The 13,261-nt window shown below is 71.4% G+C and carries 13 protein-coding genes; 3 read left to right on the forward strand and 10 right to left on the reverse strand.

Features of this window, described 5'->3' with window-relative positions; genetic code table 11:
* Positions 1-29: 29 nt before the first annotated feature.
* The 5 genes from ACXKR8_RS05805 to ACXKR8_RS05825 all read right to left on the reverse strand — a co-directional run bounded on the left by ACXKR8_RS05805 (position 30) and on the right by ACXKR8_RS05825 (position 4,735).
* Positions 30-1,514: an amino acid permease gene (locus tag ACXKR8_RS05805; protein ID WP_458271809.1), complete on the reverse strand. Its 1,485-nt coding sequence runs from the start codon at positions 1,512-1,514 to the stop codon at positions 30-32.
* A complete protein-coding gene (locus ACXKR8_RS05810; RefSeq protein ID WP_458271810.1) occupies positions 1,511-3,043 on the reverse strand; it encodes a glutamate decarboxylase in 1,533 nt (510 codons plus the stop codon). Before ACXKR8_RS05810 ends, ACXKR8_RS05805 begins: the two co-directional genes overlap by 4 nt.
* Before the next feature lie 129 nt (positions 3,044-3,172).
* Entirely contained in the window at positions 3,173-3,475 is a 303-nt protein-coding gene (pspAA, locus tag ACXKR8_RS05815; protein ID WP_458271811.1) for a PspA-associated protein PspAA, read from the reverse strand.
* Positions 3,472-4,236: a PspA/IM30 family protein gene (locus ACXKR8_RS05820; protein WP_458271812.1), complete on the reverse strand. Its 765-nt coding sequence runs from the start codon at positions 4,234-4,236 to the stop codon at positions 3,472-3,474. The genes pspAA and ACXKR8_RS05820 overlap by 4 nt, the downstream gene beginning before the upstream one ends.
* A gap of 7 nt (positions 4,237-4,243) precedes the next feature.
* Positions 4,244-4,735 carry an STAS domain-containing protein gene (locus ACXKR8_RS05825; RefSeq protein WP_458271813.1) on the reverse strand — a complete coding sequence of 164 codons (492 nt, stop codon included), beginning with the start codon at positions 4,733-4,735 and terminating at the stop codon, positions 4,244-4,246.
* A gap of 382 nt (positions 4,736-5,117) precedes the next feature.
* Here ACXKR8_RS05825 and ACXKR8_RS05830 point away from each other — a divergent pair, with 382 nt between their 5' ends.
* Positions 5,118-5,456, forward strand: coding sequence for a hypothetical protein (locus tag ACXKR8_RS05830; protein ID WP_458271814.1), 339 nt, complete (start codon positions 5,118-5,120; stop codon positions 5,454-5,456).
* 306 nt (positions 5,457-5,762) lie between these two features.
* Here the strand turns inward: ACXKR8_RS05830 and ACXKR8_RS05835 are convergent, their stop codons facing one another.
* The 5 genes from ACXKR8_RS05835 to ACXKR8_RS05855 form a co-directional block, all read right to left on the reverse strand.
* Positions 5,763-6,374, reverse strand: coding sequence for an Rv1733c family protein (locus tag ACXKR8_RS05835; protein ID WP_458271815.1), 612 nt, complete (start codon positions 6,372-6,374; stop codon positions 5,763-5,765).
* Between the two features lie 170 nt (positions 6,375-6,544).
* Positions 6,545-7,291 (reverse strand): DUF6544 family protein, encoded by a 747-nt coding sequence (locus tag ACXKR8_RS05840; protein WP_458271816.1) that lies wholly within the window; start codon positions 7,289-7,291, stop codon positions 6,545-6,547.
* Positions 7,284-8,135: an ABC transporter permease subunit gene (locus tag ACXKR8_RS05845; RefSeq protein WP_458271817.1), complete on the reverse strand. Its 852-nt coding sequence runs from the start codon at positions 8,133-8,135 to the stop codon at positions 7,284-7,286. Before ACXKR8_RS05845 ends, ACXKR8_RS05840 begins: the two co-directional genes overlap by 8 nt.
* On the reverse strand, positions 8,132-9,085 hold the full coding sequence (locus ACXKR8_RS05850; protein WP_462100349.1) for an ATP-binding cassette domain-containing protein: 954 nt from the start codon (positions 9,083-9,085) through the stop codon (positions 8,132-8,134). Before ACXKR8_RS05850 ends, ACXKR8_RS05845 begins: the two co-directional genes overlap by 4 nt.
* 48 nt (positions 9,086-9,133) lie before the next feature.
* Entirely contained in the window at positions 9,134-10,066 is a 933-nt protein-coding gene (locus ACXKR8_RS05855) for a universal stress protein (protein WP_458271819.1), read from the reverse strand.
* A gap of 240 nt (positions 10,067-10,306) precedes the next feature.
* Here ACXKR8_RS05855 and ACXKR8_RS05860 point away from each other — a divergent pair, with 240 nt between their 5' ends.
* Complete coding sequence (locus tag ACXKR8_RS05860; protein ID WP_458271820.1) at positions 10,307-10,750, forward strand: universal stress protein; 444 nt, start codon at positions 10,307-10,309, stop codon at positions 10,748-10,750.
* Positions 10,751-10,766: 16 nt separating this feature from the next.
* Positions 10,767-13,199 (forward strand): lysylphosphatidylglycerol synthase transmembrane domain-containing protein, encoded by a 2,433-nt coding sequence (locus ACXKR8_RS05865; RefSeq protein WP_458271821.1) that lies wholly within the window; start codon positions 10,767-10,769, stop codon positions 13,197-13,199.
* Positions 13,200-13,261: the final 62 nt, after the last annotated feature.

Genomic DNA, 13,261 nt, shown 5'->3' on the forward strand with positions numbered 1-13,261 from the left:
ACCGCGGCAGCAGTGCCGCTGACGGACCGTCACTGCTGTTTCCAGCCGGGGCGGCGGAGCTTGTAGATCAGCAGCGGCAGTCCGGTGAAGACGATGGTGCCGCCGGCCACCAGGGCCACATAGCTGGTCGGGTTGCCGATGGGCAGTTGGGAGGGCGGCACGAAGGCCAGGACCAGGGCGAAGGCGACGGCGAGGAAGCCGGTGCCGGCCACGATCCAGATGCCGGGGGTGCCGCCGGGGATGCGGAACTGGCGGGGCAGGTCCGGCTGGGTCCGGCGCAGCCGGATCGCCGCGGCGAACATCAACATATACATGATGATGTAGAGGCCGACCACCAGCGCGGAGATCAGGAAGAAGGCGGAGCTGACGTCCTTCATCACCAGGTAGACCGAGGAGATGGCGGTGACGATGCCGCCCTGGACCAGCAGGATGTTGCGCTGGGCCCCGCGGGCGTTGGTGCGCTGCAGGAAGGGCGGCAGCGCGCCGTCCTCGGCGGTGACCAGCAGGGCGCGGCTGGGGCCGCTGAGCCAGGCCAGGGCGCCGCCGAGGGCTCCGTAGCAGATCAGGGCGGCGAGGACGGGTCCGGCCCAGGAGACGCCCAGGGCGTCGAGGGGGGCGTTGAAGGCGTCGAAGACCCCGGACTGCAGGGTGATCTTGTCGTAGGGCAGGATCCCGGCCACCGCGAGGGCGCCGAGGGTGAAGACGGCGAAGCAGATGCCCGCGGCGAGGAAGATCGCCTTGGGGAAGCCGCGGCGGGCGTCCTTCATGTCGGTGGCGTGCACGGCCTGCACCTCGACGCCGGAGAACAGCAGCAGGATGCCGGCCAGGAACGACAGCGTGCCCAGGCCCGCGACGTGCGGGAACCAGCGGGGGCTGGGGTGGCCGTGCGCGGTCGTGGTCACCGCGGCGTCGTGGGTGTGGGACCAGCCGATGGGGTGGCCGGAGACGATCCAGTAGCCGAACAGGGCGAGCAGCACCGCGCCGGGCAGGATGGTGCCGACGATGAAGCCGTACTTGGTGACCTTGGCCAGGAAGGCGTTGCCGCGCAGGGCGACCAGGGTGGCCAGCCAGTAGGCGCCGATGCAGAACAGCCCGACGTAGACGTTGTTGTCGGCCGCGCCGGGCTTGTGGACGGCGAAGGCGGCGGCCGCTGCGGCGAAGCCGAGGGCGGTGGGGTACCAGACGACGTTCTGGATCCACTGCAGCCAGACCGCCAGGAACCCCCAGCGGGGTCCGAAGGCCTCGCCCACCCAGGCGTAGACGCCGCCCTTGCGGTCGGCGAAGGCGCCGCCGAGCTCGGCCGAGACCAGGGCGGCCGGCACCAGGAACAGCAGGGTGGCGAAGCCGATGTAGACGAACATCGTCAGCTCTTCGTCGGCCATCAGCGGCAGCCCGCGCAGGCTGGTGACGATGGCGGCGGCGGTGAGCATCGCGATGGTGGGCACCGACATGATCGTGCGCGGGGCCGGGGCGCCGACGGTCCCGGCCGGCGGCGCGGTGGTCGGGGCACTCATGACGTGGTCCCGGGGGACGGGACGGCCGCGGTGGCGTTGTGGCTGAACGAGGAGTTGGCGGAGCCGGTGCCGGGCGTCGAGGGCGGCGCGGTCTCCAGCGCGGTCAGTGCGCGGTGCATGTCGGCCAGGAGCAGGTCGGCCATGTCATGACTGAAGCCGTGGCGCACGATGACGCGCTGCACGGTCAGGTCCTGGCGGTCCGCGGGCAGGGTGTAGGCGGGCACCAGCCAGCCCCGGGCCCTGAGCTTCTCGGCGAAGTCGAACAGGCTGAACGGGTGGGCCCGGTCGGGGTCCAACTGCCAGGTGACGGCGGTGATGCCGTGGGCCGGGTCGCCGTCGAACAGGAGGGCGAAGGGGCCCATGGCGGCGATCTGCCGGGCCAGGTGGCCGGCGGTCTCGTAGCCGGCGGCGTGCACGCGCTGGTAGCCCTCGCGGCCGAGCCGGACGAAGGTGTAGTACTGCGTGATGACCTGGCCGCCGGGGCGGGAGAAGTTGAGGTTGAAGGTGGCCATGGAGCCGCCGAGGTAGTTGACGTCGAAGATCAGCTCCCGGGGCAGCGCGTCGGCGTCGCGCCACAGCGCCCAGCCGCAGCCCAGCGGGGCCAGGCCCATCTTGTGGCCCGAGGCGTTGACGGACTTCACCCGCGGCAGCCGGAAGTCCCAGAGCAGGTCCGGCTCCATGAACGGGGCCAGGAAGCCTCCGCTGGCGGCGTCGACGTGGATGTCGATGTCCAGGCCGGTGTCCTCCTGCAGCCGGTCCAGCGCCGCGCTGATCGCGGCCACGTCCTCGTACAGCCCGGTGAAGGTCTGGCCCAGGGTGACCATCACGGCGATGGTGTTCTCGTCGCAGCGGGCCACCGCCTCTTCCGGGGTGAGCACGAACCCGTCCTTGGTCATCGGCGCCTGGCGCAGCTCGACGTCGAAGTAGCGGGCGAACTTCTCCCAGCAGACCTGGACCGGCCCGGACACCAGGTTGGGCGAGGCGGTGGACTTGCCCTGCGCGGTGCGGCGGGCGCGCCAACGGAACTTGGCGGCCAGTCCGCCGAGCATCGCCGCCTCGCTGGACCCGGTGGTGGACGTCCCCACCGCCTGGCCCGCGACCGGGGCGTGCCACAGGTCCGCCAGCATCGCCACGCAGCGCGCCTCCAGCTCGGCGGTCTGCGGGTACTCGTCCTTGTCGACGATGTTCTTGTCCAGGGACGCCTCCATCAGCGCCCGGGCCTCGGGTTCGACCCAGGTGGTGCAGAAGGTCGCCAGGTTCATCCGGGAGACCCCGTCGAGCATCAGCTCGTCGTGGACCAGGCCGTAGATCCGCCGCGGGTCCGACTCCAGGGCCGGAAAGCCGGTCTTGGGCAGGGACCGCGCGATCGCGTCGCCGCCGTAGAGGTCGTCGTCGAGCGACTGCCGGGCCTCGGTCGCGGCGAGCGCTGTCGCGGCGAGGGTGGACACCGCGTGCGTGGACGCGGCTTCCTGCTCGGTCAGGACGGGGCGGTGCCGACCGGGCAGGGGAGGTACGGAGAGTGAGGTCATCGGGCGTCCTTCCGGTGGTGCTGTTCCATGGATGCGCGTGCGGCGGGGGGTGGGGTCAGTGGGCTTCTCCCACGACGGACATCCGGACCGTCAGCCGGCGGTCGTGCGGGAAGCGGGAGTGCACCGTCGTCACCCGCGCCCGCGGATCAGGCCCTCATGGATCAGGTCGGCGTCGGTGAGCAGCGCCTGGACCTGGGACAGCGTCATGTCCTCGTCCGGCAGGATCAGGGCGGAGGGGCTGAGGTCGGCACGGGGTGACGCGGTGCCCAGGCGGCGCACGGCATCGAGCAGGGCCTGCAGGGCGGGGGCGAACGCGGCCTGGCTGCCGCGGGCGACGGCCTCCTGGAGGACCGCGTCCAGCTTCTCGAGTTCCTCCAGATCCCCGTCGGGTATCCGGTACTGCCCTTCGCCGAGAATCCGAGCGGTGATCACTTCGTCTCCTTCTGTGCGGTCGTGGCCGAAGCCGGCAGTGCTGCGGTGGTGCCCGGTGCGGCGGCGAGTTCGCCCTTGATGCGGGCGAGTTCGGTGTCGACGTCGCCGCCGGTGGTGATGGCGTCGAGCTGGGACTGCAGGTCGTCGTGGGCGACCGGCACGGTGGCGTCCTGGAGCGCGCCCGAGGCCATGAGTTCGTCCAGCGCGGCCGCGCGGGCCTGGAGTTGGGCGGTCTTGTCCTCGGCGCGCTGCATGGCCACCCCCACGTCGCCCATCTCCTCGGAGATCCCGGTGACCGCCTCGCCGATCCGGGTCTGCGCGTCGGCGGCGGTGTAGGACGCCTTGATCGTCTCCTTGCGGGTGCGGAAGGCCTCGACCTTGGCCTGCAACTGCTGGGTGGACAGGGTGAGTTTGGCCTCCTGCCCGCTCAGGGCGGTCTCCTGGCCGGCCAGGTCCGCGCACTGGGCCAGGACGGCGGTGCGGCGGGTCAGCGCCTCGCGGGCCAGGTCCTCGTGCCCGGTTTCCAGAGCCTGCCTGGCCTGGCGATCGAGGGTGTCGGCGGACTGCTGAAGCCCGGTGAGCTGCAGTTCGACGCGTTTGCGACTGGTGGCCACATCGGCGACGCCGCGGCGGACCTGCTGCAGCAGCTGCAACTGCCGGCTGTAGGAGAAGTCCAGGACCTCGCGGGGGTCCTCGGCGTCGTCAAGGATCTTGTTCGCCTTGACCGAGAACAGCTCGGCGAGACGGCGGGTGATACTCATACCTGATTCACGTCCTTCGGGAGAGGTCGTCCTGGGGTGCGGTTGCGGTTGCGCTCTCGGTCTCGGTCTCGGCCGGCGGCTGCGTGGACTGCCGTTTCGCCTCGCAGCAGACGCAGTACGCCTGGCTCGGAAATCCTCGGGCCAGGTCGAACAGAACCGGTGGCCGAAGATCGCCCAGCGGCGTGCACCGGAGCAGGAAGTCGCTGCCGGTCAGGTCCAGCAGCTTGCCCAGGGCCGGGCGGGGGTCGTACAGGCACAGCGAGACGCCGGCTGCGGCCGCGTGCTGCGAGGCGCCGAGGAATGCGTCGATGCCGCTGAGGTCGCAGAAGGTGACTCCGGCGAGGTCGACGGTCACCGTGCGAACGCCGTCGTGCAGGCGCGCCTCAAGGGCGTCGTGCAGCAGGGGCGCGGTGTCGAGATCGATGTCCCCGACCAGAACGATCAGGGCCGAGGTGATGGTGTCGTAGCGGCGGACGTCGAACAGTCGTCGAGCGGGCATGGCCCCTCACTTCACGGGTTCGGTTGCGCAGGGGGCGACACGGCATGAGCCGGCCACGGACCGGGATGGGGAAAGCGCCGAATTCCCTCGGAAATGACACGAGGCGACCGGACGAAGCATCCGTTCCCCCGCAGGCATCTGTCTCACATGGCAACAGGCCGGCGTCGGGGACTGGGACGTCGAATCGAGCATAGCCCCGGCCGACCCGGCCGTGGCACTGGCACTTGTCCCCCTGTTCCGGGGCGGCCTCGGCCATTCACACCGAGGAGGGGGTTTCTCCATCATGCAGCCCGGCCAACGCTGTGCGCGGCGGCCAGAGGTCCTTCGACAAGGGCCTATTGGACGGTGACCAGGCCGATGAGCGTGGACCATGCTCACCCGTGTGAACACGCCTCCGGTCAACAGAAGCCACACCCCTCCCGTCCCGCCCCGACCGACCGGCCGACGCTGGTGGCGGGGCGCTGAGCGGCCGCACTCGCGCAGTGCCGGCTATTCGGACGGTTTCACCCCACAGGCGCTGGACGGCTTTCCCGCCCGGGAGGTCAGCCCCTGGCTGCTCACCCCGGACGGCCCAGGGCTCGCGCGCCTGCACAACGCCTGGATCCTGGCCACCGACGGCTACCCGACGCAGTGGATCACTGAGCACATCGACCTGCCCGCCGAACAGGTCCGGGTGCTGGTCGAGGCAGCACACGAACGCCTCGCACACAGGGCCCGGTAGACGCCTTGGCGGTACCCCGCATCGATGAACCAGCCCGTTCGTGTGGTGTTCCGCGAAGACCTGGCAGCCGCTACGGCTGCCAGGTCTTCGCGCTTCCGGAAACGTCACGGTGGAACCACGGCCAGGCCGGATATGTCCGGCAGGGCCAAGCCTGCTGACGGTACGTCAAGGGCGATGCCGCCCTACTCGAAGGGCGGCACGGATGCACCGATGCGCAGCGTCCGCCTCGCAAGGAGGCGGACTTGCTTCTCTGCCGGCTCGGGGGAAGCAGAAAGGCTCAGCACAAACAGTGGTGATGCGCCGTCATCACCGCGCGGTCCAGGCGGGTTCGACGCGCTGCCAGTCGAGTTCCCAGCCCTGGAGATCGGCGCGGTCCAGACGGGCGCGCCCGAAGGAGACCGCGGTGGTGATCAGGGAGACGGCGCCGAGGAAGGCAAGGAAGCCGATGAAGGTTGCCTTGCCGGCGGAGTCCGCCGCGCTCGTCGGCGGGGTGACAGGCCGGCCTTTGGCGTCCAGCCATACAGCGACGGTGCTGCCTGCGTCGGCGGTGCCCGGGACGACGGCGCGGGCCTGGTGCGTGGCTCCTGCGGCATCGGTCCAGCGGACCGGACTGACGTACTTGGCGCCTGCGGCGATTCGCTGCTGGTCGGCGTCGCCGATCGCAACTGCCTGAACCTGCCGTAGCGCCGCGGTGTAGCGCTGTACGCCCGCGCGGTCGTCATGGTCGATGTGCAGGGCCAGCAGGAAGGACAGGGACGCAGCCGCGGCGAGCCCCAGCAGGAGCAGGGTGCCGAACCGGTGGCGCAGGACGTCGGTCCGGCGCAGCAGCGGATTGTGACGGCGGGCCAGGGCCGCGCCGAGACGTGGCAGTCGCGGCGCGGGCAGGGGCGGGGTGGGTGCGGCTGCGGGCGTTTCCATCGGGTACTCGCTTCCTCGGTCGCGGCGGTGGGCCGCCGTCCTGGCCAGTCTGTGTCCGTGGGACACGTCCGGCGCAGGGTCATTCGGGGCCGCCCGGGGGGCCAGTGGTCCCGAGCCGCCGGACCGGACGGCGGCATGCTCCACCGGCCCCACCGTTCGGCCGAACGGCCCTACTCCGAGGGCCCGTTGAGCCCGGTGATCTCGTAGCGGAAGAACTCGCCCGCCGACCACCGCTCGGTGGCCCAGTCCCATCCGAAGCGACCCGCGCTGGGGATGGTGAGGCCGGCGAAGGTGCGGTAGCCGGTGACCTCGCCGCCGAAGGGACGCGGGGCCCAGGTTCCGCTGCGGTCGGGATCGCCCCAGCGCTCGAAGACCAGCGAGCGGATCCGGGCCTGTCGGTCGAGGGTGAGGTGGAGGTCGACCGCGGTGGTACCGATCCGGTAGTGGGCGGTGATGTGGTGCGCGTCCTCGGCGGACCAGGTGACGCCGAAGCGTGGGAGCAGCGCGGTCGGCAGCCAGACGGCCTCGGCGGCGGCCCGGCCCGCGGCGCTGCGCGAGACGTCCGGGCCCTCCGCGGCGGCGACGCGGAACAGGCCGGCGAGTTTCCAGCTCATGGCGCCGGCGCCGTCCAGGTAGCGGTCGGACCCGGTGATGACCCCGGCGACGCGGGCGGTCCAGACAAATCCCCGGTGGGGGTTGAGCGTCTGGTGGGCGGTGAACGGCAGCCACCGTCCGATCCTGATCCGGCCCCGCATCCGCAGCCGTGCACTCGTCATCAGCGGTGTCCCCGGGGCGATCGCGGCCTGCAGGTACCGCCGCACGGGTGCGGGCAGCCCCTTGACTTCGGCGACGCTGAACACCGCGTCCGACAGGCCGTCGGACAGCGAGCTCTCGAACGACGTTGCCGGTTCAGGCATCGCGGCGGTTCAGCGCGTAGAAGGCGGCGGCGGAGACGATCGCGACGAAGAGGCAGAACACTCCGAAGCCCGCCCAGGGACTCAGCGTGTGCGCGGCGCGGACCACGGAGGTGATCTGCTGGCCCGCCTGGGTGGGCCAGAACTTCTCCACGTTCTGCTCGATCGAGGCCGGCAGCGCCGCGGCGATCCCGGGCAGTACGTACAGCAGCGCGACCAGGACGGTGATGGCCCCGGCGGCGTGGCGCAGCAGGGTGCCCAGGGCCAGCCCGAGCAGTCCGATCAGGGCCGCGTAGAGTCCGCAGCCGACCAGGGCCCGCAGTACCTGGGACTGGGAGAGAGCGGCGGTCGGCGCCTGACCCGAGATCAGGGCCTGCCCGAGGAAGAAGGCCGCGAAGGTGACGACCTCGGCCACCAGGAGCGACAGTGCGAGGATCACCACGGCCTTGGCCGCCAGAAAGCGTCCGCGGCGCGGCACCGCGGCCAGGCTGCTGCGGATCGCACCGGTCGAGTACTCCGAGGTGATCAGCAGCACCCCGAGGACGCCGATCGCGAGCTGCGCGATCGACAGGCCGGCCGTGCTGATCGAGGTCGGATCCCACAGCACCCGTGTCCGCAGGGTTCCGGTGGCGTACTGGTGCGCCGAGAGCGCGCTGATCAGCGCTCCGAGCCCGATGCCGAGGACGGCGGCGGCCACCAGCGACCACAGGGTGGAGGGAACGGTACGTGCCTTGGTCCACTCCGAGCGCAGCGAGTCGGTGAAACCCGCCGCCCGGTAGGCGGAGCCGGCCGCGGCAGGGCCGGCCGCTGCGGTCGGGACGGGGACGGGGACGACATCGGCGCTCATGCTGCGGCCTCGCTCGCTCGGAATTCGACGCTGTCCCGGGTCAGGTCCATGAAGGCGTCCTCCAAGGAGGCACGCTGGGTGGCCAGTTCGTGCAGCGTCAGCCCCTTGGCTGCCGCCAGGTCCCCGATCGCATGACTGTCCATGCCCGACACCTCGATGCTGTCCTCGATTCCCGGTTTCACCTGGGCACCGGCTGCGGTGAGTTCGGTGCTGAGTTCGTCGAGCTGAGGAGAGCGGACGAGGACCCGGTGCTGGGTGCTCGACTCCACGAACTCATTGACTCCCTCGTTGCGCAGCAGCCTGCCCTGGCCGATCACGATCAGGTGGTCGGCGGTGACGGCCATCTCGTTCATCAGGTGGCTGGAGACGAACACGGTGCGGCCCTCGGCGGCCAGGTTGCGCATCAACTGCCGGATCCACACGATGCCCTCGGGATCCAGCCCGTTGAGCGGCTCGTCGAACATCAGTACCGGCGGGTCGCCGAGCAGGGCCGCGGCGATGCCCAGGCGCTGGTTCATGCCGAGCGAGAAGCCGCCCACCCGGCGGCCGGCCACCGCGTCCATCCCGACCAGTCCGAGCACCTCGCCCACCCGGGCCGAGGCGATGCCGTTGCTCTGCGCCAGGCCCAGCAGGTAGTGCTGGGCGGACCGGCTCGGATGCACGGCCTTGGCGTCGATCAGGGCGCCGACCTCGCGCAGCGGCGCCGGCAGATCCCGGTACCGCTTCCCACCGATGGTCACCTCGCCTCGGGTCGGCGTGTCCAGGCCGAGGATGAGCCGCATGGTCGTGGTCTTGCCGGAACCGTTGGGTCCGATGAAGCCGGTCACCAGACCGGGACTGACGTCGAAGCTCAGGTCGTCGACCGCCCGGGTCGCCCCGTACTGCTTGGTGAGGTGACGGGCCTGGATGCTCTGCCCGCCGGACGGCGGACGCATGGATTCTCGCGGCACTGCGCGCTCACTGTCCTTCGGTGGTGGGGGTACGAGACGGGTGGTCGGTCAGCGGTGCCCGTGCGGAACCACGGCAACGGGCGCGTGGGCGTGGTGCAGCACCTGCTGGGCGACGCGGCCGATCGGCAGCGCGAAGCGGTTGCGGTGGCGGTTGGCGCCGACCACCACCAGGCCGGCCCCGGCCGAGACCCGGACCAGTGCGATCGATGGATCGTTCATCCCGACCTCGGTGAACACCCGCACGTCCGGGTACTCCTTGCGGGCGGCGGCAAGAACCTCCAGCAGGTCCCTGGTCTCCTCCCCGTTCCGCTCGTCCGAGTCGTCCGGCGGCATCACCATGTAACCGCTGTAGCTCGGCGGGTACATCCAGGTGCGGACGGCCAGCAATGCGACTCCGCGCCGGTCCGCTTCGGCGAAGGCAAACTCCACCGGGGCGCCCACCTCGCCGGGGGCAGCCCCCAGGACGACCGCGCCGGGACCGGGCAGCGTCGCCGCGTCCCCCGGCTCGACCACTGCGGCTTCGGCCGCCGGGACGGTGCCGTCGGAAGCGCCGCGGAACACCACGACCGGGCAGGACGCGTGCGCGACCAGGCTCTGGCTGACCGAGCCGATCAGGACGGACGAGAAACGGCTCAGCCCCCGGGAGCCCACCACCAGCAGCTCGGCGTCCTCCGCCAGTCGGATCAGCCCCGGCACCGCCTCCTCGGGCAGCACCTCGAAGTCCACCCGCAGCCCACTGTGCCGCTCCTGGACCCGGCTGCCGGCCCGGGCCAGCATCTCCTCCGCTGCCTGGATCATGGTGGTCGCCACCACCACCCCGTCCGTGCCCGGCACCCGGTGCGGAGCCAGGGTCCAGGCGTGCGCGATCCGCAGCGGAGTTGCGCGCAGCACGGCCTCGTCCGCGGCCCAGTCCAGGGCCTCCTGGGCGTGGCTCGAGGCGTCGATGCCCACCACCACGCTTCGTACGGTCGAACCACTCATGGCTAGCTCCTCAGGTAGGGACGTGCGGGCAGCCCCTTGATCCGCTGTGCTGACGCACGGGGCACAACACCCAGCATCCGGTCCTCCCCTCGCCCAGGGCAGGGGCCAACCGGCCCCCGGCCGGGGACCACCGGCGCACACCACGCCGAACGGCCCTGGGGTTGGGGACCGCTCGGCCCTGTCCCGGGCACCGCGCGCGGGCACAGGATGCGGAGTGTCAACCGAGCAGCGAGGTGTCCCATGGACAGAACAGCGAACAGCCCCGCGCGGATCGTCGTGGGAGTCGACGGCTCACCGTCCTCGCGAGCGGCACTGAGCTGGGCGCTTCGCCAGGCCCGACTGGTCGGCGGAGTCCTCGACGCCGTGATCACCTGGGACTACCCGGCGCTGTACGGGTGGGAGGCGCCGATGCAGGACGCCGGCTTCTCGGAGTACGCGGGCAAGGTGCTTGCGGAGGCCGTCCACCAGGCGGTCGGGGACGACACCCCCGTCGACGTCCGGGAAACGGTGGCGCTCGGCAATGCGGCCCAGGTGCTGCTGGACACCTCCCGCAGCGCTGACCTGCTGGTTCTCGGCAGCCGAGGACTCGGCGGATTCGCCGGCGCCACCCTGGGTTCAGTGAGCCAGCACTGCGTCCAGCACGCGACCTGCCCTGTGGTCATCGTCCGGGACCAGGAGCGTTGACCCGGTCGGGGCTGAGATGGAGCAATCCGTCGACGACGGAGGCGTCGGAGTCCTACCCGAGGCCCTCCTCCTCCCGGCCCGGGCGCGTCGTGCCGAGGACCTGATCCGTCTGGTCCTCGGCCTCCTGCTGATCGGCCTGACCCTGCTGGTGGCCGACGCCGCCCAGGACACGGCGGGCGGCCTCAACGCCGACGTGGTCCGAGGCGCAGGTCACGCTCCGTCGCTGCTGCTGGGTGCGGCCCGGTCGCTCTCCACCCTCGCGGTCCTGCTGCTACCGGTCGCGTTCGCCGCGCAGCGGATCATCCGACGCGACACCGCCCGCCTGGCCGACGGCGTGCTCGCGGCTGCCCTGGCCTACGCGTCGGCCCTCGCTGTGGACCTGTGGGTCACCCACCTGGCTCCGCACCCGGTCGTCGCCGCACTGACCCACCCGGCGCCCACCGGGTCGGGCGCGACCGAGCCGGTGCTCGGCCACCTCGCGCTGGTGCTCGCTCTGATGATGGCCGCCGGGGCGACGAAACGACCGCGCTGGACGGCCGCGCTGCTGGTCCTGCCGAGCCTGGACGCACTGACCGCGCTGGCCGGCGGCTACACGAGCGCGCTGTCGCTGCTACTGACTCTGCTGATCGCCTGGACTGTCGCACACGGCACGACCTACCTCCTCGGCGCCCCCAATGCGCGTCCCAGCCTGGAGGGCCTGTTCGCCAGTCTGCGCCGGCTCGGCTTCACCCCGGTGTCCGCGGTCCTGACTCCCGCGACCACGCCGCACGAACCGCACCACTACCTGGTGAACCAGGGGCCGGGTCATCAGGATCTCGATATCGAGATCCTGGACCGGGAGCTGTCGGCCTCCGGTTTCCTGGTCCGGGTCTGGCGACACCTGCGCCTGCGCATCGCGCCCCAGCGCCGCAGCCTGCTGTCGCCGCGTGGTGCGCTGAAGCAGGAAGCGCTGCTCTGCTTCGCCGCCCAGGCCGCCGGCGTTCGCACCCGGCAACTGCTGGCCGCCTCTGAGCTGGGCCCGGACGCCGCCCTGAACGTGTTCGAGCCGCTGACCGGACGCACCCTGGACCAGCTCGCCGACGCCGAGCTCACCGACACCCTTCTGGCCGACGCCTGGGAGCAGCTGAAGCTCCTCCGCGGTCGGCGCATCGTCCACCGCACCCTGGTCCCCGCCTCACTGATCGTCGACGAACACCGCGCCGTCCACCTGGTGAACCTTCAGGACGGCGACATCGCGGCCGGGGACATCGCACTGCGCTCGGACGTCGCCCAACTGCTCACGACCTTGGCCCTGCGGGTGGGACCGGAACGCGCCGTCGCCTCCTCGTTCGCCGTCCTCGGTCGAGAAGCGGTCGGCGCGTCGGTACCGCTGCTCCAACCGCTGGCCCTGTCCGGCAGCACCCGGGCCGCGCTCAAGAAAGCCACCGGCCCCGCTCCACCGCCGGACCTGCTCGCCCAGATCCGCGACGAGATCCTGCATACCCTGCCCCAGGCACCGGTTCAGCCCGTGCGTCTGGAGCGGCTGCGCCCGCGCACCCTGGTGACCGTGTTCGGCGGCACCGTGGCCGGCTACTTCCTGGTGCTCCAGCTCTCCAGCGGGAACGGAAATCCGCTCAGCGCCTTCACCAGGGCGCAGCCCGGCTGGGTGGCCTTCGCCGCGCTCGCCTCGGTCGTCAGCTACGTGGCCGCCACGATGAGCTTTGTGGGATTCGTGCCCGAGAAGCTGAACCTGCGTCAGGCAGGTCTGGTGCAGCTTGCCGGCTCCTTCGTCAATCTGATCACACCCAGCGGGGTGGGCGGCATGGCGATCAATACGCGCTTTCTGCAGCGCGCCGGGATCCCTCCGCGCAAGGCCATCGCCAGCGTGGGCGCCTCCCAGGTGATCGGACTGATTCTGCATCTCCTGCTGGTGCTGGTCTTCGGCTACCTGGCCAGTGGCCACTACAGCCCGTCACTCTCCGCCTCCCCCACCTTGATCGTCGGTCTGCTCGTCGCGGCCGTCGTCGTCCTGGCGGGGGCCGGCGTCGGGCCGGTGCGACGGCGAGCCTCCGCACGGCTGCATCAGCTGTTCGTCGGAGTGCTGCCACGTCTGCTGGATCTGCTCCAGCATCCGCGCAGGCTGGCCGTCGGAATCGTCGGACAGCTCCTGGTCTCGTTGACCTCGGCGCTCTGCCTCTACGGGTGCGCCCTGGCCCTCGGCCAGCATCCTGGCTTCGCCGCCGTGGCGATCGCCGACCTGATCGGCGGCGCCCTGGGAGCCGCGGTTCCGACCCCCGGCGGGGTGGGCGGCGTGGAGGCCGTGCTGAGCGGCGCCCTGGCGCAGACCACCGGGATTCCCTACGCCGACGCGCTGACCGCGGTCCTGCTGTTCCGGCTGCTGACGTTCTGGCTGCCCGTGCTGCCCGGCTGGCTCGCCTTCGCCTGGCTGCAGCGCCGCAAAGCGCTCTGAACGGCCGACGGAAGGGACCGGTCGTCCGCGACGCAGGGGCCGTTCGGCCCTCTGTGTACGCG

The sequence above is a fragment of the Streptacidiphilus sp. PAMC 29251 genome, from assembly GCF_054208735.2.